The following is a 26,417-nucleotide window of genomic DNA, read 5'->3' as shown; positions in this document are numbered from 1 at the left end:
GGTCCGGCTCTCGTCGCTCACCTTCCGAGGCTAACGCCGGCTGCCGGACGGTCCGGGCCCGGGGCTCCCGGCCCCCGCCGGACCGACCCGGACGGACGCCGCCGCCGCCCGTGGGCCGGCCGCTCAGTCGACCAGCCAGGAGGCCGTCGGGCGGGCGGTGAGGGTACCGGCGGCGCCGCCCAGGGCGGCGACCTGGGCCGGGTCCAGCGCCTGGTCCCACAGCATGACCCGGCCGATCGCGCCCGACCACGGACCGCCCCAGTCGCCGTGCTGCCGGCTCCGGCCGAACTGCAGCGGGCCCGGGGCGGGCCAGATCCCGGGGACGGGCGCGGAGGCGGCGGGCCGGCCGTCCAGGTAGAGCGCGACGGTGTGCGGGCCCGCGTCGTAGCTGGCGGTGAGCAGGGCCCAGGTGCCGGCCGTGGCGGCGCCCTCGGCGGCCACCTGGACGGTGGCTCCCTCGTCCGCGGCGCCCGGCACGGGCTCGGCGGTGCGGACCCGGAAGGACCAGGCCGGGCGGCCCGCCACGTCGGTACGGCCCAGCTCGAAGGAGTACGCCGGGCCGTCGCCCTGGCTGAGCACGGCCCGGGAGCCGGTCGGGGCGTCACTGCAGACCCAGGCCGAGACGGTGAAACCACGCCCGACGTCGACCGGCTGGTCCGCCGCCCGGGCGAACGACTCCGGGGTGCCGGCCAGCCTGAGCACGTGCCCGCCCGGCACCTCCTGCACATGGGCGGCCGGGGCTAGCACCACCGTGCTCCGCCCGGAGTGGTCGGCGAGCAGGGCCGGCAGCTCGGTGATGGGGCCGCCCGGCCCGGCCGGGCCCTCCCCCGGCCCGCTACCGGCCTGGCGCGACCCCAGCAGGCCGGCGCCGGCCACCAGCAGGACGAGCGCGGCGGCGATCCCGCCGGTCCGCAGTCTGCGGCGGCGGCGCAGGCCGGCGGCGTTGCGCTCGGCCATGGCCGCCCAGTCCGGCTCGGCGGACGGCGAGGGCGGACGCTGCGGGGGCGGCGGCTGCGAGGGCGGGCGCTGCGGGGGCAGCGGCACCGCAGCGCCGGACGGCGCAGGCTCCTGCCGCGCCTGTCCGGGCACCGTCGGCCGGGGCGGACCGGCGGCGGGCGGCGCCGGGGTGGTGGCCGCGTCCGGGTGTTCCGTACCGTCGGTCATGCCCGGATGCTAGCCATCACCGCTGCTCAGCAGCCTGCCCGAAGGGCGTGACCACCCCGCCGACGGGCGCACGGCAAGGCCCGTACGCCCCCACCGCCTCCACCCCCTCCACCCCCTCCACCCCCTCCACCGCACGAACCGCCCGGGCCCGCCCGGGCAGTCCCCGCGACCGGGACCGGACCGGAACGCTCAGCCTGCCGACGGCCCCTGCGGGTCCGGCTCGTCCGGCGGGCCCGGCTCCTCCGGCGGACCGGGCTTCCCCGGCTCCCCCGCCGTCCGCGTGCCGCCCCGCGGCGGCGCCCCCCGGCCGGAGCGCAGCAGCTCCAGGTACCAGGCCCGCGGCATCGGGCTGCCGCCCAGGCTGCGGACCGCCGGGCTGTCCCACTGCGCGTCCAGCAGTTCCCCGCCCGCCTCCGCGAAGCGGGCCCCGAGATCGGCGATCGCGACCCGGGCCGCGCCCGGGCGGCGGTGGAACATCGAGTCCAGGCTGAGCACCGGGCCGACCCGCACCCCGAAGGCGCCGCCGATCAGCTCGCCGTCCTCCCACACCTCGACGCTGTGCGCGCTGCCCGCCCGGTGCAGCTCGCACAGGCCCTCCTTGAGCGGGTCGGTCAGCCAGCGCGGCACCCGGCCGGCCCGGCACTCGTCGACCACCCGGCCGAAGGCCGTGTCCACGGTCGTCGACCACCGGAGCCGGTTGCGCAGGGCCCGGCTCAGCCGGCGCCCGGTCCGGGCCGCGGCCGGCGCGATCACCGGGCGCGGGTCCGGCGACCACCAGGCGACCTCGTACGGCACGTCGTCGCCGGCCGTGCCGACCACCGGGATGTCCCCGGTGGCCACCAGGTCCTCGAAGCGGGCCTCGCTGAGGTAGCGCGCGTACTCGTCCTCGGCGGGCATCGGATAGGCGCCCGCCCGGTAGCCCGCCAGCAGGCCCTCCGGGCTCAGGTCGGCGCAGAACGCCGCCGGGGCGTCCGCGGGCACGGCCAGAAGGTCGACCGAGTTCCACGTCCCGTGCCGCACCACCATCCGCCCGCCCCCGTCCTCAGGACGCCGGCCGCGGCGGCTCCAGGAAGCCGGCGTCCAGCAGGTCGTCGAGGTAGAGGTCCAGCAGCGCGGCGTCCACCGGGGGGAACTCGATCCCGCCGTCCCGCAGGGCCCGTTCCGCCCTGCCCCGGGCGAACAGCGGCAGCGTCGGCCGGAAGTACATCTCGCTGATCGACAGGTCGGCGCCGCTGCACCGGTCCACGAACAGCGGGACGAACGGCGTCATCGGGTGCGTCGGGTGCCCGGCCGCGAACCGCACCAGCCGGTGCACCCACGCCGGGTACGGGAGCAGCTCGACCGGGTAGCCGCGGGACCGCAGCCGGTCGGCGAGGTCCCCCAGCACCGCGTGGCGCGGGTTGGTGAGGTGGTAGACCTCGCCGACGGCCGGCCGGTGCGCGGCGATGTGCGCGACCGCCCGGGCGAACCGGTCGGCGGGGACGAAGTCCAGCCACAGCTCGACGTCCGGGCAGACCCCGCTCTCCGCGATGAACTTGATCATCGCGCAGACCTCCGTCCCGGTGTTCATCGCGCCGGTCGCCAGGTCCCCGGTGACGTCGTCGGCCCGGTGGACGGCCACCGGCAGGCCGGCCGCCGCCGCGTTGTGCAGCAGCGCCTCGGCCACCCACTTGCTCTCCACGTACCCCACCGACAGCAGCTCGGGGTGGCCGAGCGGGGTGTCCTCGGTGACCTCCGGGACGCCGGCCGGGCCGAAGCCCGCCAGGACGGCCATGCTCGACACGTAGTGCACCGGGATCGCCCGGGCGTGGCCCGCGAGCCGGAGCACCTCCCGGGTGCCGCCGACGTTGGCCGCCCGGAGGTCCTGGTAGGGGTAGATGAAGTTGACCTGCCCGCCGCAGTGGTGGATCACGTCGACCCGCGCGGCCAGCTCCTCGAACCGCTCCTCGGACAGGCCCAGCCTCGGCCGGGTGAGGTCCCCGAGCAGCGGGACGACCCGGTCGGTGACCGGCTCGCGGCGCAGGAACCGGCGCTGCGCCGCCCGGATCCGCTCCAGGCCCTGCTCCTCGTCCGCCGCCCGGACCAGGCAGTGGACCCTGGCACCGGTCGTCTCCAGCAGGGTGGCCAGCAGGTGCGCACCGCAGAACCCGGTGGCGCCGGTCAGCAGGATCTCGGCCGGGTCCCGCCAGCGCGGCTCGGGCCCGAGCCCCCGGCGGACCGGGACGTCCAGGGCGGCCTCCGCGACGAAGTCCACCGGCTGGGAGGCCTCGCCGGGCGTGCCCGTCCGGGCCGACCTGGTCACCTCGGCGAAGGCCCGCAGCGTCGGGTGGTGCAGCAGCGACCTGGTCAGGAACCGGATCTGGGTGACGCCGATCCCGAACAGGATCCGGGCCCGCGCCAGCATCTCCATCGCGATCAGCGAATTGCCGCCGAGGGCGAAGAAGTCGTCGTCCGGGCCGACCCGCTCCACGCCCAGCAGCTCGCACCAGAGGTGCGCCAGCCCGGCCTCGACCGCCGTCCCGCTGCCGCTGCGGGCCACGTCCGGGGGCGAGGGGCGCAGCAGGTCCTTGCCGTCCGGCTCGGCCGGGATCCGGTCGACGTGCACGAACGCGGCCGGGACCATGTGCTCCGGCAGCCGCGCGGACAGGTAGGCCCGCACCCCCCGGTGGAAGGTGTCGGCCCTGGCCGGGCTGTGCAGGGTGAAGTACGCCGTCAGCACCCGCCCGCCCTCGGGCCGGCCCACCGCGACCACCCTGGCCTGGCCGACCGCCGGGTGCGAGGCGAGGGCCGACTCGACCTCGCCCGGGTCGACCCGGAAGCCCAGCACCTTCACCTGCTGGTCGGTCCGTCCGAAGAGCTCCAGCCGCCCGTCGGGCCGGCGGCGCCCGGTGTCCCCCGTGCGGTACATCCGCGCGCCCGGCTCGTCGGTGAACGGGTCCGGCAGGAACAGCTCGGCGGTCAGCTCGGGACGCCGCCAGTAGCCGCGGGCCAGCACCCCGCCGCCGATGAAGACCTCGCCCCGCTCGCCCGGCGCCACCGGACGCAGGGCCCCGTCCAGCACGTACACCTCGGTGCCCGGCAGCGGCGTCCCGATCGGGACGGGCGCGGGCTCCGGGGCGAGCAGGTCCTCGGTGACCTCGCACAGCGTGGAGGTGATCACCGTCTCGGTCAGGCCGTACGCGTTGACCAGCCGGGTGCCGGGCAGCAGCCGCAGCGAGGCCCGGCAGTCGTCGGCCCGCAGGCTGTCCCCGCCGACCACCAGCAGGCGCAGCCCGCTCTCGCGCGGGCCGCCGTGCTCGGCCATCCGCAGGAACTGGTGCCAGTACGCGGGCGTCAGGTCCGCCACCGTGACGCCGAGCTCCGGCAGCCGGGCCAGCAGCTCGGTCGGGGCCCAGGTGCGGCGGCCGCCGAGCACCAGGGTGGCGCCGTGCAGCAGCGGCGTGAAGATCTGCTCCACCGAGGTGTCGAAGCCCAGGGCGGCGAGCTGCAGCACCCGGTCGTCCGGGGTCAGGCCGTACGCGGCGCCGACCCTGGTCAGCGACTGCGCCAGCGCGCCGTGCCCGACCAGGACGCCCTTGGGCGTGCCGGTCGTGCCGGAGGTGTACATCAGATAGGCCAGGTCGCCCGGCGCCGCGACGTCGACCGGCCCCGGACCGGGCAGCGGCGCCCGGTGCTCCTCGGCCAGCAGCGGGGTGAGGGCGCAGGTCCGGAACCGCCAGGCCTGGTCGGCGTTGGTCACCACGAACCGGGCCCGGGCGTCCTCGATCAGCTGGCGCAGCCGGCGGTCCGGGTGCGCCGGGTCGAGCGACAGGAACGCGCCGCCCGCCTTCAGCGCGGCCAGCAGCGCGGACACCATGTCGATGCCGCGCTCCAGGCAGACCGGGACGACCGTCCCGGCCCGCACCCCCAGCTCGCGCAGCCGCAGGGCCAGCCGGTCGCTGCGGGCGTCCAGCTCGCCGTACCGGATCTCGCCGTCCTCCGCGACCACCGCGACGCCGTCCGGGTGGCGCGCGGCCGTCCGCCGGAACAGCTCGGGAACGCCGGCGGCCGCGGCCCGGACCAGCGGGCGCCGGCCGGCGGGCCCGGACCCGTCCGGGCCGCCGGACCCGTTCAGCCCCCGCGGCCCGGAAGGACGGACCGACGCCTGCCGGGAACCGGGGGGCAGCGCGTCCGCCCACCGGCCACGCACCTCGGCGCGGCAGGCGGAGAGCGGGGCCGGCCCGTACACCCTGCGCCAACCGGCCGGGACCGTTAAGTGACCCGGCCAGATCGTGTACTGGCCACCACCGCCGAGAAGTACGGCATTGAGCCCGGAATTGTGCGGCCGGGAAAGCTTGGACGTGTCCACTGGCCCAGACCTCGGCATGCATACGAGGGAATACTGACCGTGCATGGCCCGCCGTCAGCGGCGGCCCACTTCCTCGACTATATCCAGCAATGTCGGGTTGTGTATCATAAGTGGGCCCGACAAGTGACCGACCTCCATGCATCGATCTTCCCGCGGATCAGCTCCGCACAGGGGGGAGAATGCGTTGACAGCTCGCCGACAGCGCCTGATGGCCTGTTACTTCGCCTGGATGATACTTCTCACCGTCATCTATTACCTGTTCCCGGAAAAACGCATCATCTGGTGGACGGGAATCGGACTCAGCGGAGTCGCCGCCATCATCGCCGGGGCCCGGATCAACCGCCCCGCGCACGCGCTCCCTTGGTATTTCCTGGCCGCCGCCAATTTCAGTTTCACGGCGGGCGAGGTCGTCCAGGTCATCCAGACCGATTACCTCCACCAGACGAATTTCCCGTCCATCGCCGACGGCGCCTACCTCGCCGAGTTCCTGCTCTACGCGGCTGGCGTCCTCGGGTTCATCCGGTGGCGGACGGCACATCAGGACCGCGGCAGCCTCATCGACGCACTGACCCTGACGGTCGGTCTGGCGCTGCTCTCCTGGATCTACCTGATCCTCCCCTACGCCCGCGACCCCGAGCTGACGTGGGTGCAGAAGGCCATCTCGATCGCCTACCCGCTCGGCGACGTCCTGGTGCTGGCCATGCTGCTGCGCCTGCTCGTCCCCAGAGGCGGCAAGAGCCGCTCGCTCCAGCTGCTGACCGCCGGCACCATCGGCATCCTGGTCTCCGACGTGCTCTACGGGCTCATCCAGCTGCACGGCACGTGGAGCATCGGCACCCCGGTCGACCTGGGCTGGGCCGCCTTCTACGCGCTCTGGGGCGCCGCCGCCCTGCACCCCTCGATGGTCGAGCTCACCGAGCCGATCCCGGTCCAGCCCACCCACATCACCCGCGGCCGGATCGCCCTGCTCGCCTTCGCCTCGCTGATCGCGCCCGCCGTGCTGCTGATCGAGGTGTCCCACGGGGACTCCAGCCACGCCGGGGTGATCGCGGCCTTCTCGGCCGTCCTCTTCCTGCTCGTCCTGGCCCGGCTCTCCGGCGTGGTGCTGGTCCACCGGCAGGCACTCGAACGCGAACGCGTCCTGCGGGCCGCCGGCGCCGAACTCACCTCGGCGGTCACGGTGGACGAGGTCACCGAAGCCGTCCGCACCGCCGTCTCCACCCTGATGCCCGACACCCCCCACCACGTCGCCACCCTCGCCGTCGGCGAAGGCGGCAGCCTGGCCGACGAGGGGCTGCCGCAGCTGCCGGCCTCGGCCGACGCCAAGGGGTCCCGGCTGGTACCGGCCGAGACGTTCAGCGGCGACCTGGCCAAGGTGCTCGACGGCATGCCCCGCGCGCTGGTCTGCCCGCTCGCCCTGGAGGAACGCCCCTCCGGGAACGCCCTGGTCGGCGTGCTGATCGTCGGCGGGACCGACCAGCGGCTCGCCGCGTTACGCAGCTCGCTGGAGATCCTCGCCGCCCAGTCGGCACTCGCCGTCGAGCGGGTGATCCTCAGCCAGGAGATCAACGCCCGCAACAGCGAGGCCTACTTCCGCACCCTGGTGCAGAGCGCCTCCGACGTCATCCTGATCCTCAACGAGGACGACAGCGTCCGGTACGCCAGCTCCTCGGCCGAGCGGGTGCTCGGCCACCCCGGCCTGGGCGGCACCCGGCTGAGCGACCTCGTCCCGCCCGAGGACAGCCACGCCGTCGTCCTCGCGCTGGCCCGGATGCGCCGCGGCGACCGCGAACGCTCCGAGCAGCGCGAACACTGGCGGCTGCTGCGCGGCGACCACCGGAGCATCGAGGTCGAGGTGCGCTGCAACGACCTCCGGGAGGACCCGACGGTCGGTGGCCTCGTCCTCACCCTGCGCGACGTCACCGACCAGCGGCAGATGGAACGCGAACTCACCCACCGGGCCTTCCACGACTCGCTGACCGGGCTCGCCAACCGGGTGCTCTTCCAGGACCGGGTCAGCCACGCCCTCACCCGCAGCGAGCGCCGGGGCACCGTCACCGGCGTGCTCTTCCTCGACCTCGACGACTTCAAGGTGGTCAACGACACCCAGGGCCACAGCGTCGGTGACGAACTCCTGGTCGCCGTCTCGCTCCGGGTCTCCACCGCGCTGCGCACCTCCGACACGGCGGCCCGGCTCGGCGGCGACGAGTTCGCCGTGCTGGTCGAGGACGCCCGCTCGCCCGCCGACGTCGGCGGGATCGCCGACAGCGTGCTCGCGGCGTTCTCCGAGCCGTTCCGGCTCAGCGCCGGAGCCGTCCGGGTGTCCGCCAGCGTCGGCGTGGCCACCACCGAGGACAGCGTCGACTCGACCGAACTGCTCAGCCACGCCGACCTCGCGCTCTACTCGGCCAAGGCCTCCGGCAAGCGGCAGTGGTGCCAGTACCAGCCGGCCCTGCAGGCCGGGCTGGCGGAGCGGCACGAACTCAACGAGAGCCTCGACTCGGCCATCTCCGAGTCCGCCTTCACCCTCTACTACCAGCCCATCGTCGACCTCGCGGGCGGTGGGCTGGTGGCCTTCGAGGCACTGGTCCGCTGGCCGCACGCCCGCCGGGGCATGGTGCCGCCGGAGGAGTTCATCGCCCTCGCCGAGGAGAGCGGCCAGATCGTGCCGCTCGGCGCCTGGGTGCTGGAGCACGCCGCCGCCGAGACCACCCGCTGGCAGCGGACCAGCCTCGCCCCGCGCGCCGTCCGGGGCCGCGCGCCGCTGCACGTCAGCGTGAACGTCTCGGCCCGGCAGTTCCGCGACGCCGGCTTCGTGGACGTCGTCCGGGAGATCATCGACACCTCCGGCATCCAGCCGGACTCGCTGATCCTCGAACTCACCGAGAGCATCCTGATGCGCCGCGACGACCGGGTCCGCGCCGACATGGCCACCCTCAGCGACCTCGGCGTCCGGATCGCCATCGACGATTTCGGGACGGGCTACTCCTCGCTCAGCTACCTGCGGGAGTTCCCGATCTCGCTGCTCAAGATCGACAAGTCCTTCATCGACGGGCTGGGCGTCTCCCAGCAGCAGTACGCCCTGGTCGAGGGCATCACCCGGATCGCCGACACGCTCGGCGTCCAGGTGATCGCCGAGGGCATCGAGACCACCGCCCAACGGGACCTGCTCGCCGCGATGGGCTGCCCGCTGGGCCAGGGTTACCTGTTCGCCCAGCCCCTGACGGTCGAGCAGGCCGGTGCGCTGGTCCGCGAGGACGCCGCCCTGGTCGGCCTGCCGGAACGCGACCGCTCCTGAGGTCCGGGGCCGTCGGGGCTCAGGCCCCGGCGGCCTGCCCGGCCCGCCGGCGGGCCGCCGGGATCACCAGCGGCGTACCGGTCTCCGGATCGTCGATCACCCGGCAGGGCAGCCCGAAGACCTCGTGCACCAGCTCGGCGGTGACCACCTCCGCCGGCGCCCCCGACGCCACCACCCGGCCCTCGCGCATCGCGATCAGATGGGTCGCGTAGCGGGCCGCGTGGTTCAGGTCGTGCAGGACGGCGACCAGCGTCCGGCCCTGCTCCTCGTGCAGCCGCGCGCACAGGTCGAGGATCTCGATCTGGTGGGCGATGTCCAGGTAGGTGGTCGGCTCGTCCAGCAGCAGCAGCGGGGTCTCCTGGGCGAGCGCCATCGCGATCCAGACCCGCTGGCGCTGGCCGCCGGAGAGCTCGTCCACCGTCCGGTCGGCCAGGTCCCCGACGCCGGTCGCCGCCATCGACTCCTCGACCACCGTCTCGTCCCGCGCGGACCACTGCCGCAGCAGGCCCTGGTGCGGGTAGCGCCCGCGCGCGACCAGCTCGGCCACGCTGATGCCGTCCGGGGCGACCGAGGACTGCGGCAGCAGGCCGAGCGTCCGGGCCACCTTCCTGGCGGGCAGGCCGGTGATGTCCTGACCGTCCAGCAGGACGGCGCCGGCGGCCGGCTTGAGGGTCCGCGAGAGGGCCCGCAGCAGGGTGGACTTGCCGCAGGCGTTCGGCCCGACGATGACGGTGAAGGACCGGTCGGGGATCGCCACCGTGAGGTTCTCGGCGATGGTCCGCCGCTCGTACGCGAGGGTGAGCGCGGTACCGCTCAGCCGTGGGGCGTCCGGTGCCATGGTGGGTTCTCCGTTCGTCCGGCGGGCGGGGCGGTGCCCCTCGCCTGCGGTGGCCGGGTACGGGGCGTCCCCCGGCAGGTCCTGGGGCGACGGCCCGCTCGCGGCCGGCCCGTTCACAGCCGGCCCGTTCACAGCCGGCCCGCCCGGCGCTCGGTGGCGAGCAGCCAGACCAGGTAGCCCCCGCCGAGCACGCCCGTCACCACGCCGACCGGCAGCTGGTGGCCGGTGAACAGCCGCTGGGCCGCCCAGTCCGCGGTGACCAGCAGGGCCGCGCCGGTGCACATCGAGGGGAGCAGGTTCGGCCCGGGTGCGCGGGTCAGCCGCCTGGTCAGCTGGGGCGCGGTGAGCGCCACGAACGAGACCGGGCCGGCGGCGGCCGCCGCCAGCGAGGCGAGCAGGACGGCCGAGGCCAGCAGCGTCAGGCGCACCGGTTCGACCCGGATGCCCAGGCCGCTCGCCGCGTCGTCACCCATCTCGATCATCCGCAGGGCGCGGCCGCAGCCCAGCAGCACCACCGGGACCAGCACCGCCGTCGCGGCCAGCAGCGGCCAGGCGTCCTGCCAGCCGCGCCCGTCCAGGCTGCCGGTGAGCCAGAGCACCGCCCGGGCCGCGTCCATCAGCTGGGCCCGGGTCAGCAGGTAGCCGTTGACGCCGGTGAGGATGGCGGCGGTGCCGATGCCGACCAGCACCAGCCGGTGCCCGTGCACCCCGCCGCGCCAGGCCAGGGCGTAGATCAGCACACCGGTGAGCAGGCCGCCGGCCACCGCGCCACCGGCCAGCGCCAGACTGCTGCCGCCGGCCACCACGACCACCAGCGCGCCGGTCGCCGCGCCCTGGGTGAACCCGAGGATGTCCGGGCTGCCCAGCGGGTTGCGGACCAGCGACTGGAAGAGCGCGCCCGACAGCGCCAGCGCAGCCCCCACCAGCAGGGCGGTGACCACCCGGGGCAGCCGCAACTGGTTGACGATGAAGTCCTCGGCGGGCGAGCCGCCGCCGGTGAGGGTGCGCAGCACGTCGGCCGGGGCGATCGGGTAGTCGCCGCTGCCCAGCGCGAGCACGCCGACCACCAGCGCCAGCAGCGCGCAGGCCGCCCCGACCGCGACGGCCCGGGGCCGCAGGAGGACGGAGCGCCCGCCGGCCGACCGCAGCGCCCTCATGCGCGGGCCCCCTTTCCGCGCCGGGCGAAGTAGAGGAAGAACGGGCCGCCGAGCACCGCCGTGACGATCCCCACCTGGAGTTCTCCGGGCCGGCCCAGCACCCGGCCGAGCACATCGGCGCCGAGCAGCAGGACGGGCGCGAGCACCGCGCAGAACGGGAACAGCCAGCGCAGGTCCGGCCCGGTCAGGGAACGGACGAGGTGGGGCACCATCAGGCCGACGAAGACGATCGGGCCGCAGGCGGCGGTGGCGGCCCCGCAGAGCAGGGTCACCGCCAGGATGGCGCCGGCGCGGACGAGGCCGGGGCGGGCGCCCAGGGCACGGGCCGAGTCGTCGCCGAGGGCCATCGCGTTCAGTGGCCGGGCGAGCCCGAGGGCGAGCAGCAGGCCCGCCGAGACGAACGGCAGCACCTTGAGCACCGTCGAGGGCTCGGCACTGGCCAGCGAGCCGACGGTCCAGAACCGCATCCGGTCCAGCGAGGCGGTGTCCAGCAGCATGGTCGCGCTGACGTACGAGTAGAGCGTGGCGTTGAGCGCGGCCCCGGCGAGGGCCAGCCGGGCGGGGGTCGCCCCGCGCCCGCCGCCGACCGCGTAGACCAGGACGGCGACCACCGCGGTGCCGGCCAGCGCGAACCAGACGTAGCCGTCGAAGGTGGCGACCCCGAACAGCGAGGCCGCGGTGACCACCGCCGCCGAGGCGCCCGCGTTGATGCCCAGCAGACCGGGGTCGGCCAGCGGATTGCGGGTCAGGGCCTGCATCACGGCGCCGGCCAGCCCGAGGGCCGCACCGGCCAGCAGCCCGAGCAGGGTGCGCGGCAGCCGCATCCGGTGCACCACCGTCCAGGCCTCGGAGTGGCTGTCGACCAGGCCCTGCCAGACCTCTCCGGGCGGGAGCTGCCTGGCCCCGACGCCGATGCTCAGGGCCAGCACGAGCAGCAGCACCAGGACGGAGCCGGCCAGTCCGGCGGCACGGAGGCCGTGGCGTCCACCCGGCCGGGCGCCGCCCAGCAGCCCCGAGGAAGGCCGCAGTGATGCCGAACCCCCTTGCAACGGGGGTGAGTTGGTGACGGACACAGTGGGCTCCGGGGCTGGCGGGAGCTCCGGGCGGGCCCCCTCTGTACAAAGACTTAGGTTAGGTTAACCTACATTCCTCTGAGGCTTCCCTGCCCTGCCCGACTGCGAGAGAGACCCCGCCATGCCGTTTTCCCGCACCACCCCCCTGTCCCGGCGTGGCCTGCTCGCCGCCGGTGGCGCCGCCGGCCTCGGCGCCCTGCTGACCGCCTGCGGGAGCGGCGGCAGTGGCTCGGACACCGGCGCGGGGGCGAAGGCCGGCGGCCCGTGGAGCTTCACCGACGACCGCAGGAAGGAACTCACCGCCAAGGCCGTCCCGTCCCGGGTGGTCGCCTTCACCGGCGCCGCGGCGGCCCTGGTCGACTTCGGCCTCGACCGGCAGATCGTCGGCGTCTTCGGCGAGACGAAGACCGCCGACGGCAAGGCCGACCCGCAGGCCGGCGACCTCGCGATCGACAAGGTGGAGATCCTCGGCAACGTCTGGGGCGAGTTCAGCATCGAGAAGTACGCGGCCCTGCGCCCCGAACTGCTCGTCACCCACATGTACGACCCCGACGCCTTCTGGTACGTGCCGGACGAGAGCAAGGACAAGATCCTGCAGCTCGCCCCCACCGCGGTCGTCACCACCGCGCGGGTGCCGATGACCCAGCCGATCGAGCACTACGCCAAGCTGGCCGGGTCCCTCGGCGCCGACCTGACGGCCAAGAAGGTCACCGACGCCAAGGCCCGCTTCGAGGCCGCCGCCGAGAACCTCCGCCAGGTCGCCAAGGCCGCCAAGGCCGCCGGCGGCATCAAGGTGATGGCCGCCTCCGGCAGCCCCGACCTCTTCTACGTCTCCAACCCGAAGGTCAGCACCGACCTGATGTACTTCGCCGAACTCGGCGTCGACTTCGTCCAGCCGACCAAGCTGGAGGGCGGCGACTACTTCGAGAGCCTCAGCTGGGAGAACGCCGGCACCTTCCCCGCCGACCTGATCCTGCTCGACAACCGCAGCACCGCCCTGCAGCCCAAGGACCTCGCCGCCAAGCCCGCCTGGGGCCGGCTCCCCGCGGTCAAGGCCGGCCAGGTCACCCCGTGGGACGCCGTCCCGCGCTTCTCCTACGCCGGCGCCGCGCCGCTGCTGGAGAACCTCGCCAAGGCCATCCAGAACGCCAAGAAGCTGAGCTGACCCGATGAGCGGCGGATCCGAGAACCTCGCGGCGCAGTACGACTTCTTCGAGGCCCAGGTCGTCCGGACCGAGCGCCTCGGCCCCACCATGCTCCGGATCACCTTCGGCGGCGGGCAGTTGGCCCGCTTCGCCTCCGGCGGCCGGGACCAGAGCTTCTCGCTCTTCCTCCCGCACCCCGGCCAGGCCGCCCCGGTGCTCCCGACCGAGGAGGGCGAGGGCTGGTTCGCCGCCTGGCGGGCCCTGCCCGAGGACGTCCGGGCCGTGATGCGCTCCTACACCGTCCGCGCGCAGCGCCGCGACCCGGACGAGGTGGACGTCGACTTCGCCCTGCACGGCGTCGCGCCCTCCTCGTCCACCCGCTCCGCCGCCCCCGCCGGCCCGGCCTCGGCCTGGGCGGCGGCCGCCCGGCCCGGCGACCGGGTGATCCTGCTCGGCCCGGCCGTCCAGGACAACCGCAGCGTCTGCTTCCGGCCGCCGGCCGGCACCGACTGGGTGCTGATCGCCGCCGACGAGACCGCCCTCCCGGCCGCCGCCGGCATCCTCGACCACCTGCCACCCGGCCTCCGGGCCCGGGTCTGGATCGAGGTCCCGCACGCCGAGGACATCCAGGACCTGAACGTCTCCCCCGAGACCGACATCACCTGGCTGGTCCGCGACACCGCCACCACCCCGTCCCCCCTGATCGAGGCCGTCCGCGCCGCCACCCTCCCCGACGGCGCCCCCTACGCCTGGATCGCCGGCGAGTCCGGCACCGTCAAGACCCTCCGCCGCCACCTGGTCGGCGAACGCGGCCTCGACCGCCGCACCGTCACCTTCTCCGGCTACTGGCGCCGCGGCGCCTCCGAGGAGGACCTGCGCGCGGAGGCGCTGACGGGGGAAAGCTGACGGCGTCGGGCCCGCCGGGGCGGCAGCCCCGTCGAGGCGACGTCAACCGCCCGCCCGCCGCCCCGGCGGGCGGGCGGGCTGCGTCGTGCGGGCAGGCGGCAGATCGGTTCCGGGAAACACAAAACCCCAGGTCACGGCGAGTGAGTCCTGGGGTTTCGCAGAGCCGCTTTCGGGATTCGAACCCGAGACCTACGCATTACGAGTGCGTTGCTCTGGCCAACTGAGCTAAAGCGGCGCCGCCGGGCTCTGCTGCCCGTGGGGGCAATCATTGCGTCGGCAACGCGGGCAAGTCTACACAGTTTCGGGGGGTGATCCGTACCGGCCCCCCGGGCCCCTGTTCGAGCGCGCCCGGGCCGGGGTCGGCGGGGGTGTCAGGCGGAGGAGACGGCGAGCTTGGCGGCGAAGCCGGCGAAGAGGACGGCGACGCCGCTGGTCAGGCCGGCGGAGAGGCGCTTGCGGCGGCGGAAGGCGGCGGCCAGGCTGGTGCCGGCGAAGATCAGCGCCGAGAGGTACAGCAGGCTGAAGCTCTGCAGGATCCCGCCGAGGAGGGCGAAGGAGAGCACCGGCTGTCCGTACGAGGGGTCGACGAACTGGGTGAAGAAGGACAGCAGGAACAGGATGGCCTTCGGGTTGAGCAGGCTGATCACCAGCGCCCGGCGGAAGGGGTTCTCCTCGGTGGCGGCGACGGCCGCCGGCTCCCCGTCCGGCTCGCTCAGGGCCCCGGCGCGGTGCTCGCGCCAGAGCTGGCGGGCGGCGCGCAGCATGCCGACGCCGATCCAGAGCAGGTAGGCGGCGCCGCCGAACTTCACCACCAGGAAGACCGCCGGGTTGGCCTTCAGCAGGGAGGCCGCGCCGAGCGAGGTCAGGCTGATCAGGGTGAAGTCGCCGACGAACACGCCGAGGGCGGCGCGGTAGCCGGTGCGGACGCCCTTGCGGGCGGCGACGGACAGGACGTACAGCGAGTTCGGGCCGGGCAGCAGCACGATGACCAGGGCGCCGAGGACGTACGTCGCCAGGTCGTTGACTCCGAGCACGGGGGCTCCCTACGGCAGGCGTGGAACAGCGGACGCCGTGGCGGCGGACGCGGAAAAGGCGAGTCATCGTACCTGGTCGCGGGCGGACTGTTGAAGTGCGAATTACTTGGCGCAGCTCAACCCGTTGTCCGGTGCCTGGCCGGTCAGCAGGTAGCGGTTCACGGCGCCGTCCACGCAGGCGTTGTGCCGTCCGTAGGCCGTGTGGCCGTCGCCGTCGTAGGTGATCAGCCGGCCGGACTCCAGCTGGCCGGCCAGCGACTGGGCCCACGCGTACGGGGTCGCCGGGTCGCGGACGGTGCCGACGACCACGATCGGGGCGGCGCCGGCCGCGCGCACGGTGTGCGGCGCACCGGTGGCCGCGACCGACCAGTAGCCGCAGGCCAGGGCCATCCAGGCCATGTCGCGGCCGAAGTGCGGGGAGGCCTGCTCGAAGTCCGGCACCGCCCGCTGGACGTCCGCCGGCGCGGCGAAGGCCGCCGGCAGGTCCAGGCAGTTGACCGCCATGTTGGCGAACATCAGGTTCGGGTAGGAGCCGTCGTCGGCGCGGTTGTAGTACGAGTCGGAGAGCTTCAGCAGCCCGGTGCCGTCCCCCGCCCGGGCGTCGGTGAGGGCGCTGCGCAGTTCGGGCCAGAGGAACTCGGCGTACATCGCCTCGATCACTCCGGTGGTGGCCTGCGACTCGGTCAGGCGCCGGTCCGAGTTAGTGGCCAGCGGCTGGGAGTCGATCGACTTGAACAGCGCGTCGAGCCGCTCGCCCGCCTGCTGCTCGGTCGTGCCGACCGGGCAGCCGTCCCGCTTGACGCAGTCCTTGGCGAAGGCGGCCCAGGCGGTCTCGAAGCCGCCGGCCTGGGTGCGGTTGCCGGCCACCGAGTCGAGCGAGGGGTCCATGGCGCCGTCCAGCACCAGCCGGCCGACCCGGGCCGGGAAGAGCCCGGCGTACGTCGCGCCGAGATAGGTGCCGTACGACTTGCCGACGTAGTGCAACTGGTCGTCGCCCAGCAGGGCCCGCAGGACGTCCATGTCGCGGGCCGCCTCGACGGTGCTGACGTGGCCCAGCAGGTCACCGGAGGCCTGCCGGCAGGCGTCGGCGAACTCCTGGTCGGACTTCACCAGGGCGTCCGTCTCCGCCTGGTCGTCCGGGGTGATGTCGACGGCGGTGTAGGCGTCCATCCGCTCGCCGCTCAGGCAGCCGACCGGGCTGCTGCGGCCGACCCCGCGCGGGTCGAGGCCGACCAGGTCGTACGCGCCGCGCACCCCCGTGTCGTAGCCGCCGGCCGCGGCCTCCAGGTACTCGACCGCCGAACCGCCGGGGCCGCCCGGGTTGAGCAGCAGCGAGCCGATCCGCTTCGAGCTGCCGTCCGACGGACGCCGGGCCGCGGTCAGCGAGATGTCGCCGCCCCCCGGGTTCGCGTAGTCGAGCGGGACCTTGAACGTGGTGCACTCGAAGCCCGTGTCGCAGGACTGCCAGCTGAGCTTCTGCCCGTAGTAGCCGGCCAGGGCGGCCGGGATCCCGGCCGGCAGCGGCTCCAGCGGGGTCGCCGGGGCCGCACCGGCGACGGGCCGGGCCGACGAGGAGGGTGGTGCGGACGCCGGCCCGGAGGAGGGCGGCGAGGCGGGGTCGGCGCCCGGGGCGGAGCAGCCGCCCAGCAGCAGTCCGGTGACCGCGCCCGCCACGGCGACGGCCCGCAGCCGGACGGCCGACCGCGATCGGTCAGGTGCTGCGACCGGTGCTCCGGTCGGCCGGACTGCGCGCATCGGCGGGGTTCCCCTCGGGTGCTGAAGTGCTGGGAGGCTGGGTGTCGGGAGGCTGGGTGTCGGGTGGCTGTATGCCGGCAGGCCGGGCGCCACGGTGTGCCGGACGCCCAGGTGCGCCCGGCCCCCGGACGGAACGAACGGACGGCACCCGAATACTCGCGTACCCGGGTGCCGTGATCGCCCTGCCGTCTGTTGTGCTGCTGTCTGCTGTCGACACGGCTGCCGTACGCCGCCCGACCGTGGTCACCGCGTCCGCGGGGCCGCCCGGGGCCCGGTACCGCTGCCCGCGACCCGATCGCCGGAGCGTCGTGGATCAAGGGTAGTCCGCCACCCGGCCGGGCGGGCTCAGGACGGCTTGGCGAGCGTCTCCGCAAGGTACTGCACCGCGACCCGGACCAGCCGCAGCCGCTCCAGCGCGGGGGTGTAGTCCTGCACGATCTCCGAGGTCCGGACGTCGGCCCGGGCCGCCTGGCCGGTGCCGGCCTTCAGCGCCGCCTGGAGCTTGCGCAGGCCGTCCAGTCCGGGCGCGTCGGCCTTGGCGGCGGCGAGCAGCAGGTGCGGGGCGTCGGCGGCCGCGGCCTCCGCGCCCGTCCTGACCAGGGCGGCCGTGTCGTACCGGCCGGAGACGGCCGCGGCGGCGCCGTACAGGTCGGGGCGGGAGAGACCGGCGGCCGCCGCGCAGGGCGCGCCGCCCTCGACCCCGAGCACGCCCCAGCCCGCCGGGCCGGCCGGGACCGTCCGGAAGGCGGCGGCCACGGCCGTCCGCAGCGCGGCGTCGTCGGAGACGGCCTGCGGGGCGGCGGCGACCAGGTCACAGGGGCGCTCGGTGCCCGAGGGGGCCTCGGGGGCGACCACCACGAAGGGGCGGGAGCGGCCGGTCTGGACGGCCGAGGCGATGCCGTCGAAGACGTCCGGCACCTCGGCGTCGGCGGTCTTCCTCGGGGTGGCCGCGGGCAGGACGATCACCGGGAACCGGGCGTTCTGGTCCTTGGCGTACTCGGCCGGGACCCAGACCCGCACCTTGCGCGGGTGCCCGTCCCGGCCGGCCACCGCGGACTCCAGCAGCTCCCCGCCGGCCGGGTGCCCGATGCTCTCGAAGTGGCTGACCACGGGGGCGGGGGCGGCCACCGCCGGTACCGGGGTCGCCGCACCGTCGGCCTCGCCGGGCGGCGGGGCCGCCTGTTTGGGCGCGGTCGCGGCCCGGGCGTCCTCCAGCGGGAGCCCGTCGGCCCGGCCGCCGAGGAGACCGTCGGCCGCCGGCCCGGCCAGCGCCGTGACGCAGACCGCGCAGAGCACCGCCCCGGCCGCCCGGAGGAGGACCGGCCGCTGGTCGCCGGCCAGCTCGTAGGTCTGCGCCGAGCGCAGGTCCCGCCAGCGCAGCAGGGCACCGCGGGCCAGCCAGACCCCGCAGACCGCGGCGGCGAGCAGGGGGACGACCAGGAGCGGACGGAGCATGGGACGCACCACCTCGGGAGGACCGGGAGCGGACGGCCGCGCCGGCCCCGGCGACCAGCTCCGCCGGACGGCCACGGTGTACTCGGTCCACAGGGTGCAAGACGATCGGCCCGGTGCACGCGAGCGTTCCGGGCGAGTGCGGACGTTCACTCGAAGGGAGGACGCGGCACTACGGCGCCCGGACGCGAACGGCCTCGGGCCGCCCGCGGGGGACGGACCCGGACGGCCGCGGGCCGGCTCCGGCAGGCGGACGCGAACCCGCGGGCCCGTCCCGGGGACGCCGCGGCAGCCCGCCCGGGACCGGCTCAGGAACTGCCCCCTGAGGCCCCCGGGCGGCCTCAGGCCCGGCCCGGCCCGCCATCGCGCTCGACCGGAGCGGTCAGCCCGCCCGCAGGGCGACGGTCATCGCCTCGACCGCCAGCAGCGGGTCGACGTTGCGGTCCAGCGCCTGGCGGCAGGCCAGCACCGCCTCGATCCGGCGCAGCGTCCCCTCCGGCGGCCCGCCCGAGGCGACCTTGGCCAGGGCCGGCCGCTGGTCCTCGTTGGACAGCGCGCCGGTGGCCCCGAGCTGGATCGCCAGCACGTCCCGGTAGAAGCCCAGCAGGTCGAGCAGGGCGACGCCCAGGGTCTCGCGCCGCGTCCTGGTCGCCCGGCTCTTCTGGCGCTTCTCCAGCTCCTTCACGGCCCCGGCCATGCCGCGCGGGGCCTTGGACCCCTCGGCGGCCCCGTACGCGGCCTTCAGGTCGCCGGTCTCCCGGGCGTCCTGCGTCTCGGCCAGCGCGTCGGCGTCGGCCTTGGCGGTGTCCACCAGCCGTTGGGCGGCGCTCAGGCAGCCGCCGATGTCGGCGACCTCCAGCGGGATCCGCAGCACGTCCGCCCGGCGGGTGCGGGCCTGCTCGTCCACCGCCAGCCGGCGGGCCCGCTCCACGTCGCCCTGCCCGGCCAGCGCGGCCAGCCGGGCCGTCTGCGGCTCGACGCCGTCCCGGCGGACCAGCATGTCGGCGACCGCCTCGGCGGCCGGGGTGCGCAGCACCAGCAGCCGGGCGCGCGAGCGGATGGTGGGCAGCACGTCCTGCACGGAGGGCGCGCAGAGCAGCCAGACCGTCCGCGGGGAGGGCTCCTCGACGGCCTTCAGCAGGGCGTTGGCCGCCGCCTCGGTGAGCCGGTGGGCGGCGTCGATCATGATCACCGACCAGCGGCCGCCGGTCGGGTAGCTGGAAGCGCGCAGCACCAGGTCACGCATGTCCTTGACGCTGATCGAGAGCCCGTCGGTACGGACGAACTTCACGTCGGCGTGGCTGCCGGCCATCACGGTGTGGCAGCCGTCGCAGAACCCGCAGCCGGGGGTGCCGCCGAGTTCGAGGTCGGGGCTGGTGCACTGGAGGGCGGCCGCGAAGGCGCGGGCGGCGGTGGTCTGGCCGGCTCCGGGCGGCCCGGTGAACAGCCAGGCGTGCGTCATCAGGGAGGCGTTGGTGCCCTCCACCGGCCCGCTGCCCCGCCCGGCGAGGACGGTCGCCCTGGCCGCCCCGGCGGCGGCGGTCAGCTGCTCGACCACCCGCTCCTGGCCCACCAGGTCGTCCCAGACGGCCACCGGCGCTCCTCAACCCTCTAGTCCGTGCGGCTTCACCCTGCCGGGCTCCGCTCGCGGTCGAGCATACGTGGCCGCAACGACAGCGGGTGGTGCCCGGACCGGACACCACCCGCCTCACCGTCGTACCGCCGCCGGGGCGGCCTGCCACCGGCCCCTCAGCGGCGCCGCTTGCGGCCCTTGCCGCGGCCGTCGCCGTCCTCGTCCGGGCCGGGCTGTTCCCACTGCGCCCACTCCTCGCGGGAGCCGAGCAGGGTGTCGGTCAGGCTCGGCAGGTCGTCCATCGGCGTCTCCTCGGCCCAGGAGGGACGCGGCCGGACCGCGGCGGCCGGCTCCTCGGCCGGATCGGCCTCGTCCGCCGGGGCCGCCGGAACCCGCAGCTCACGGGTCCGGTCCGGGCCGGACTCGACCTTGGGCAGCACCGAGGTGCGGTCGGTGGCGCCGGCTATGGCGCCCTCCGCGTCCTCACCGGCGCCGGCCCCGCGGGCACCGGCCCCACGGGCGCCGGACGGGTCGCCGTCCGAGGACGGCACCTTCGGCAGCACCGCCGTCCGGTCCAGCGGTGCGGACACCCGGGGCAGCAGCTCCGTCTCGTCCGCCGCGGCGGCCGGGGACGCCGGAGCGACCGGGGCCGCCGCGTCCGTCCGGGCGGCCTTCGCGGCGCGCTCGGCCTCGGCCGCCGCGCGGACCGCCGCCTGGCGGTCGCGCTCCGAGATCTCCTGGGTGACGTCCGCCGCCCCGACCTGCGGCAGCTCCGCCGTCACGTCCAGGGGCTCGGCGGCGGCCGCCGCCGCGGCGGCCTCGGCCAGCCGGGCCTCCTCGGCGCGCTGCAGGGCCTCCTCGGCCCGGCGACGCTGCTCGGCACGCTGCAGTTCGCGCTGACGCTGGAGTTCGGCCTGGGCGGCCGCCTCGGCCTCCTGCCGCTCCCGCTCGGCGGCCTCGGCCGCCAGCCTGGCCTGCTCCGCGACCCGGCGGCGCTCCTGCTCCTCGGCCCGCTCGCGGGCCTCCTGCTCGGCCTTGAGGCGGGCCTCCTCGGCGGCCTTGCGGGCGGCCTCGGCGGCGATCCGGTCGGCCTCCGCCTTGGCGAGGCGGTCCTTCTCGGCCTGCTCGGCGCGCAGCTGCTCCAGCAGTTCCAGGCGCTTGCGCTCGGCGGCGTCGGCCTCGGCCTTCAGCCGGGCCTCCTCCGCGGCGCGGCGGGCGGCCTCCTCGCGGGCCAGCCGCTCCTGCTCGACCCGGGCGGCGCGCTCCTGGTGGGAGAGCGGCAGCTCGCGGTCGAGCCGGTGGCGGACGGCGGTGGTGACCACGCCGGGCTGCTGGCTGCCGTCGACGACGAGGTAGCGCGAGGGGTCGGCCGCGGCCAGCGCGAGGAAGCCGGAGCGCACCCGCTGGTGGAACTCGGTCGGCTCGGACTCCAGCCGGTCGAGCGCCTCGGTGAACCGCTCGCGGGCGGCGGCCGGGTCGACGTCCAGGACGACGGTCAGGTCGGGGACGAGCCCGCCGGTGGCCCAGCGGGAGATCCGGGCGACCTCGGTGGCCGCCAGGTCGCGGCCGGCGCCCTGGTAGGCGATCGAGGAGTCCATGTAGCGGTCGGTGATGACCACCGCGCCGCGCTCCAGCGCGGGGCGGATCACGTTCTCGACGTGCTCGGCGCGGTCGGCGGCGTAGATCAGCGCCTCCGCCCGGTGCGAGAGGCCGGTGTTGCCGACGTCCAGCACCAGGCCGCGCAGCCGCTGGCCGACCGGGCTGCCGCCGGGCTCGCGGGTCAACACGACCTCGTGGCCCTTGCTGCGGATCCACTCGGCGAGGGCGTTCGCCTGGGTGGACTTGCCGGCGCCGTCGCCGCCCTCCAGGGCGATGAAGAAGCCGGTGCCGGAGGTGCGGTGCGGGGCCGGGCCGGTGGTGCCGCGGACGGCGTCGAGGAGGTCCCGGACGAAGGGCGCGGTGCCGCGCCGGTCGTCGGTCTTCAGCAGCACCACGGCGGCCAGCACGAGCGTCAGCAGCCCGATGGTCCCGACCGCGAGGGCGGCACCGCCGTGGATGAAGGTGAAGCCGCCCGGCTTCACGTCGCCGACGATCACGTTGCCGTAGGCGGCGGCGATCAGCGGCACGGCGATCAGCGCCACCGCCACCACCGCGCGGAGCACCGCGTACAGGTGGTCGGTGACCTTGGGCAGCCGGGCCTCCTCCACCTCCTGGGCGAGCAGCGAGCGGCCGGCCGACACGACGATCCCGGCGGCCAGCCCGGCCAGCGTGGTCAGCAGCAGGACCAGCACGAAGTCCAGCACCAGGCCGGCCAGGATCAGCGCGACGCCCTCGACCAGCAGTGCCAGGGCGAGCAGCCGGCGGCGGGAGAAGGACGGCAGGGTGACCCGGGTGAGGCGGACGCCGAGCGCGGGGGCGCCGACGGCGGCGAGCACGACCAGGCCGTAGCCGATCGGGCCGGCCCGGTGCTCGACGGCGGTCAGCAGGGCGAGCGAGGCCACGCCGGCCAGCGAGGAGTAGGCGGCGGCCACCGCGAAGGTGAAGTAGGGGGCCGATCCGGTCCGGCCCTTGCGCAGGGCCGGGCCGGCGGTGGCGTCGGTCGGGGCACGCAGGCCCTGCAGCGGCGAGCGCGGGGCGACGGCGACGGGCCCGGCCGGCAGGTCCTGGAGGTAGGTCAGTGCGGCGGAGGTGACGAACAGCGCGGCGGCGCCGAGCGCGGCGCAGGTGGCCTGGTGGCTGCGGAGCCAGTCCGAGCCGAGCGCCGCGAAGACGTTGTTGACCAGGGTGAGGACCACCAGCGCGGCGGCGCCGAGCGGGACGGTGGCCCAGCCGGTGCGGAGGTCCAGGGTGCGGACGGTGTCGAGGTTCGCGGCGGACGGGCGCTGCTCGGCGAACGGCGCGTGCGGGTTCACCGGGGGCAGCAGCGCGGGCGCGGCGGCGTCCTTGCCGATGGTCCAGATCCGCTCGGCGGCACCGGTGACGAAGACGGTCGCGAGCAGCGCGTAGGTCGCGGCGCCGGTGCTGGGGTTCGCCGCCGTGGCGGGGAACCAGATCACCCACCAGGGCGCGAGGCCGATCAGCACGGCGCGCAGCACGTCGGTGCCCAGCAGCGTCCAGCGGCGGTCCAGCTTGCTGCCCACCAGCTGGTGCAGCGGGCCGAGCAGCGCGGCGCCGAACAGCAGGGTGGCGGCCAGCCGGGCCACGAACACGGCGGACACCGCGATCGCCAGGCTGCGCGGCAGGTCGCCGAACTGCTGCCCGAGGGCGGCGGCGATCACGGTCAGGGCCAGCAGGACGAGCAGTGCCAGCCGGTCGGCGGTGCCGCCGATCAGCTGGGTCGTCCAGAGGCGTCGGTACGGGCGCAGGCGGAGCAGTGCGCGGGCCCGTTCACCCGCGCTCCCGGCCGGTGCGACCTCGGGGAGGTCGGGGGTGGCGGCTCCAGCTGCCACGGCGGCGCTGGGGGTGGGCTGCTCCTCGCTCGTCATACGGTCAGCGTAGCGGTCTGCGGTGCCCGCAAAAGGAAGGAGTGGGCCTCCGGATGCCGCTCATTGCACGGTTGTGACGCTTCGAGGACGGACCGCGGGCCCGCACCCCCTGGTCGGAGGGGCGGGCCCGCGGTGGTTGTCGGCAGGTCAGCTCTCGTCGGAGCCGGTGCTCTTCTTCGCCGCGACCTTCTTGGCGGCCGTCTTCGTGGCGGTGCCGGTCTTCTTGGCGGCCGTCTTGGTGGCCGCCGTCTTCTTGGCGGTGGTGGTCTTCTTGGCCGCCGTCTTGGTGGTGGCGGCCTTCTTGGCCGGCGCCTTCTTGGCGACCTTCTTGACCGGCCCGCGGGCCCGCTTCTCGGCCAGCAGCTCGTAACCGCGCTCCGGCGTGATCGTCTCGACCTCGTCGTCCTTGCGCAGGGTCGCGTTGGTCTCGCCGTCGGTCACGTACGGGCCGAAGCGGCCGTCCTTGACCACCACCGGACGCTCGCTCACCGGGTCGGTGCCCAGCTCCTTGAGCGGCGGGGCGGCGGCGGCCCGGCCGCGCAGCTTGGGCTGGGCGTAGATCGCCAGCGCCTCGTCGAGGGTGATCGTGAGGATCTGCTCCTCGCTGGTCAGCGACCGTGAGTCGGTGCCCCGCTTGAGGTACGGCCCGAACTTGCCGTTGTACGCGGCGATCTCCTGGCCCTCGGGGTCGGTGCCCACCACCCGCGGGATGGAGAGCAGCTTGAGCGCCTCCTCCAGCGTGATGGTGTCCAGCGACATCGTCTTGAAGAGCGAGGCGGTCCGCGGCTTCACGGCGTTCTTGCCGGTCTTCGGCGTGCCCTCGGGCAGGATCTCGGTGACGTACGGGCCGTAGCGGCCGGACTTGGCCACCACCGGGTTGCCGCTGACCGGGTCGGTGCCCAGCTCGAAGTCGCCGCTGGGCTTGGCCAGCAGCTCCTCGGCCAGCTCGACGGTCAGCTCGTCCGGCGGCAGCTCGTCCGGGATGTCGGCGCGCTGGCCGGGCTCGCCCTCGACCTGCGAGGCCTTCTCCACGTAGGGGCCGTAGCGGCCGACCCGCAGGGTGATGTCGTCGCTGATCTTGAACGAGCTGATCTCGCGGGCGTCGATCGCCCCGAGGTCGGTGACCAGCTCCTTCAGACCGCCGAGGTGGTCGCCGTCGCCGTTGCCGGCCTCGGCGGCCCCGCCGACGACGTGGCCCTCGCCCACGCCGAAGTAGAAGCGCTTGAGCCACGGCACGGACTTCGCCTCACCGGCGGCGATCCGGTCGAGGTCGTCCTCCATCCGCGCGGTGAAGTCGTAGTCGACCAGCCGGCCGAAGTGCTTCTCCAGCAGGTTGACCACCGCGAAGGAGAGGAACGACGGCACCAGTGCCGTCCCCTTCTTGAAGACGTACTTGCGGTTGATGATCGTGTCGATGATCGACGCGTACGTCGACGGCCGGCCGATCTCGCGGTCCTCCAGCTCCTTGACCAGCGAGGCCTCGGTGTAGCGGGCCGGCGGCTTGGTCGAGTGGCCCTCGGGGTTCAGCTGTTCGGCCGAGAGCGGGTCGCCCTGGGCGACCTGCGGCAGCCGGCGCTCGCGGTCGTCGAGCTCGGCGTTCGGGTCGTCCGCGCCCTCGACGTAGGCCTTGAGGAAGCCGTGGAAGGTGATGATCTTGCCGGAGGCGGAGAACTCGACGTCCCGGCCGTCCGCCGAGGCGCCGCCGACCTTCACGGTCACCGACTGCCCGACCGCGTCCTTCATCTGGGAGGCGACGGTGCGCATCCAGATCAGCTCGTAGAGCCGGAACTCGTCGCTGCTCAGGCCGGTCTCGGCCGGGGTGCGGAAGCGGTCCCCGGAGGGGCGGATCGCCTCGTGCGCCTCCTGCGCGTTCTTGACCTTGCTGGCGTAGGTGCGGGGCGCGTCCGGCAGGTAGTCCGCGCCGTAGAGCTGCGTCACCTGGGCCCGGGCGGCGGAGATCGCCGTGTCCGAGAGGGTGGTGGAGTCGGTACGCATGTAGGTGATGAAGCCGTTCTCGTACAGCTTCTGGGCCACCTGCATGGTGCGCTTGGCGCCGAAGCCCAGCTTGCGGCTGGCCTCCTGCTGGAGCGTGGTGGTGCGGAACGGCGCGTACGGCGAGCGGCGGTAGGGCTTGGACTCGACGCTGCGGACGCTGAACGCGGTCCGCTCCAGGGCGGCGGCCAGCGCGCGGGCGGCCTGCTCGTCCAGGTGCAGGGTGTTGGCGCTCTTGATCTGCCCGTCGGAGCCGAAGTCACGGCCGCTGGCGATCCGGCGGCCGTCCACGGTGGACAGCCGGGCACCGAAGTTCTCCGGGTTCGCGGCGTCCGCCGCGGTCCGGCCGGTGGCGAAGGTCGCCGTGAGGTCCCAGTACGAGGCGGTGCGGAAGGCGATCCGCTCACGCTCGCGCTCGACGACCAGGCGGGTCGCGACGGACTGGACGCGGCCGGCCGAGAGCTTCGGCATGACCTTCTTCCACAGGACCGGCGAGACCTCGTAGCCGTAGAGGCGGTCGAGGATCCGGCGGGTCTCCTGGGCGTCGACCAGGCGCTGGTTCAGCTCGCGCGGATTGGCCACGGCCTCCTGGATCGCGGCCTTGGTGATCTCGTGGAACACCATCCGGTGCACCGGCACCTTGGGCTTGAGCACCTGCTGGAGGTGCCACGCGATGGCCTCGCCCTCGCGGTCCTCATCGGTGGCGAGGAAGAGTTCGTCGGACTCGGCGAGCAGCGACTTCAACTTGGTGACCTGGGACTTCTTGTCCGCGTTCACCACATAGATCGGTGCGAAGTCGTGGTCGACGTCGACGCCGAGGCGGCGCACCTCGCCGGTGTACTTGTCCGGGACCTCGGCGGCCGTGCCGGGCAGGTCGCGGATGTGCCCGACGCTCGCCTCGACGATGTAGCCGGGGCCGAGATAGCCCTTGATCGTCTTCGCCTTGGCCGGCGACTCGACAATGACGAGTCGCTGGCCGTTGCGCGCGGTCTCGCTGCTCGGGGACACCTTCGCTCTTCTCTCCCGGTCGTTACGTGAGCTGGTCGGCGCAGGCAGTACGGATGCCGCTCCGCCCGACCCCACCACCGTCCGGGGCTGCCGCTGCGCGACGACCCCACCAGCGGAGTGTGACCGTACCCCGGCCACCCTTGTCAAACGGACGGATCCTTCTTTTTCACCGGCAAAGCCGACCTACGC

Annotated in this window: 15 protein-coding genes and 1 tRNA gene; 3 read left to right on the top strand and 13 right to left on the bottom strand. The window is 74.8% G+C overall.

Features of this window, described 5'->3' with window-relative positions:
- Positions 1-123 precede the first annotated feature (123 nt).
- The 3 genes from IE329_RS14335 to IE329_RS14325 all read right to left on the bottom strand — a co-directional run bounded on the left by IE329_RS14335 (position 124) and on the right by IE329_RS14325 (position 5,530).
- Positions 124-1,164, bottom strand: coding sequence for a LamG domain-containing protein (locus tag IE329_RS14335; protein WP_190211244.1), 1,041 nt, complete (start codon positions 1,162-1,164; stop codon positions 124-126).
- Positions 1,165-1,353: 189 nt separating this feature from the next.
- A complete protein-coding gene (locus IE329_RS14330) occupies positions 1,354-2,190 on the bottom strand; it encodes a leucyl/phenylalanyl-tRNA--protein transferase (protein ID WP_190211243.1) in 837 nt (278 codons plus the stop codon).
- A gap of 16 nt (positions 2,191-2,206) precedes the next feature.
- Entirely contained in the window at positions 2,207-5,530 is a 3,324-nt protein-coding gene (locus IE329_RS14325) for an amino acid adenylation domain-containing protein (RefSeq protein WP_268257280.1), read from the bottom strand.
- A 166-nt stretch (positions 5,531-5,696) separates the two neighbouring features.
- Between IE329_RS14325 and IE329_RS14320 the strand changes: the two genes are divergently transcribed.
- Positions 5,697-8,810, top strand: coding sequence for a putative bifunctional diguanylate cyclase/phosphodiesterase (locus IE329_RS14320; protein ID WP_190211241.1), 3,114 nt, complete (start codon positions 5,697-5,699; stop codon positions 8,808-8,810).
- Positions 8,811-8,829: 19 nt separating this feature from the next.
- Here IE329_RS14320 and IE329_RS14315 read toward each other — a convergent pair whose 3' ends face one another.
- The 3 genes from IE329_RS14315 to IE329_RS14305 all read right to left on the bottom strand — a co-directional run bounded on the left by IE329_RS14315 (position 8,830) and on the right by IE329_RS14305 (position 11,878).
- Entirely contained in the window at positions 8,830-9,648 is an 819-nt protein-coding gene (locus IE329_RS14315) for an ABC transporter ATP-binding protein (protein WP_190211240.1), read from the bottom strand.
- A 128-nt stretch (positions 9,649-9,776) separates the two neighbouring features.
- Positions 9,777-10,805 (bottom strand): FecCD family ABC transporter permease, encoded by a 1,029-nt coding sequence (locus IE329_RS14310; protein ID WP_190211239.1) that lies wholly within the window; start codon positions 10,803-10,805, stop codon positions 9,777-9,779.
- On the bottom strand, positions 10,802-11,878 hold the full coding sequence (locus IE329_RS14305) for a FecCD family ABC transporter permease (protein WP_190211238.1): 1,077 nt from the start codon (positions 11,876-11,878) through the stop codon (positions 10,802-10,804). The genes IE329_RS14310 and IE329_RS14305 overlap by 4 nt, the downstream gene beginning before the upstream one ends.
- 121 nt (positions 11,879-11,999) lie before the next feature.
- Between IE329_RS14305 and IE329_RS14300 the strand changes: the two genes are divergently transcribed.
- Together IE329_RS14300 and IE329_RS14295 are read left to right on the top strand one after the other, a co-directional pair.
- Complete coding sequence (locus IE329_RS14300) at positions 12,000-13,043, top strand: ABC transporter substrate-binding protein (RefSeq protein ID WP_190211237.1); 1,044 nt, start codon at positions 12,000-12,002, stop codon at positions 13,041-13,043.
- Positions 13,044-13,047: 4 nt separating this feature from the next.
- Positions 13,048-13,929 (top strand): siderophore-interacting protein, encoded by an 882-nt coding sequence (locus IE329_RS14295; protein WP_190211236.1) that lies wholly within the window; start codon positions 13,048-13,050, stop codon positions 13,927-13,929.
- A 161-nt stretch (positions 13,930-14,090) separates the two neighbouring features.
- On the opposite strand, the gene IE329_RS14290 is transcribed toward IE329_RS14295, so the two are convergent.
- From IE329_RS14290 to topA, 7 genes are all read right to left on the bottom strand, one after another.
- Positions 14,091-14,164, bottom strand: a tRNA-Thr gene (locus tag IE329_RS14290).
- 136 nt (positions 14,165-14,300) lie between these two features.
- A complete protein-coding gene (gene leuE, locus IE329_RS14285) occupies positions 14,301-14,963 on the bottom strand; it encodes a leucine efflux protein LeuE (protein ID WP_190211235.1) in 663 nt (220 codons plus the stop codon).
- A gap of 102 nt (positions 14,964-15,065) precedes the next feature.
- A complete protein-coding gene (locus IE329_RS14280; RefSeq protein ID WP_190211234.1) occupies positions 15,066-16,718 on the bottom strand; it encodes an alpha/beta hydrolase in 1,653 nt (550 codons plus the stop codon).
- A gap of 345 nt (positions 16,719-17,063) precedes the next feature.
- Positions 17,064-18,173, bottom strand: coding sequence for a hypothetical protein (locus IE329_RS14275; protein WP_190211233.1), 1,110 nt, complete (start codon positions 18,171-18,173; stop codon positions 17,064-17,066).
- A 379-nt stretch (positions 18,174-18,552) separates the two neighbouring features.
- Positions 18,553-19,764, bottom strand: a complete 1,212-nt coding sequence (locus IE329_RS14270) for a DNA polymerase III subunit delta' (protein ID WP_190211232.1) — start codon at positions 19,762-19,764, stop codon at positions 18,553-18,555.
- Positions 19,765-19,919: 155 nt separating this feature from the next.
- Positions 19,920-23,228, bottom strand: coding sequence for a dTMP kinase (gene tmk / locus IE329_RS14265; RefSeq protein WP_190211231.1), 3,309 nt, complete (start codon positions 23,226-23,228; stop codon positions 19,920-19,922).
- Positions 23,229-23,375: 147 nt separating this feature from the next.
- Positions 23,376-26,228 carry a type I DNA topoisomerase gene (topA, locus tag IE329_RS14260; RefSeq protein ID WP_190211230.1) on the bottom strand — a complete coding sequence of 951 codons (2,853 nt, stop codon included), beginning with the start codon at positions 26,226-26,228 and terminating at the stop codon, positions 23,376-23,378.
- Between the last annotated feature and the right edge of the window lie 189 nt (positions 26,229-26,417).

The sequence above is a fragment of the Kitasatospora indigofera genome (genome assembly GCF_014655955.1).
GTDB lineage: Bacteria > Actinomycetota > Actinomycetes > Streptomycetales > Streptomycetaceae > Kitasatospora > Kitasatospora indigofera.
Note: the sequence above shows the minus strand (reverse complement) of the source record. Positions and strands in the feature narration are given on the sequence as shown.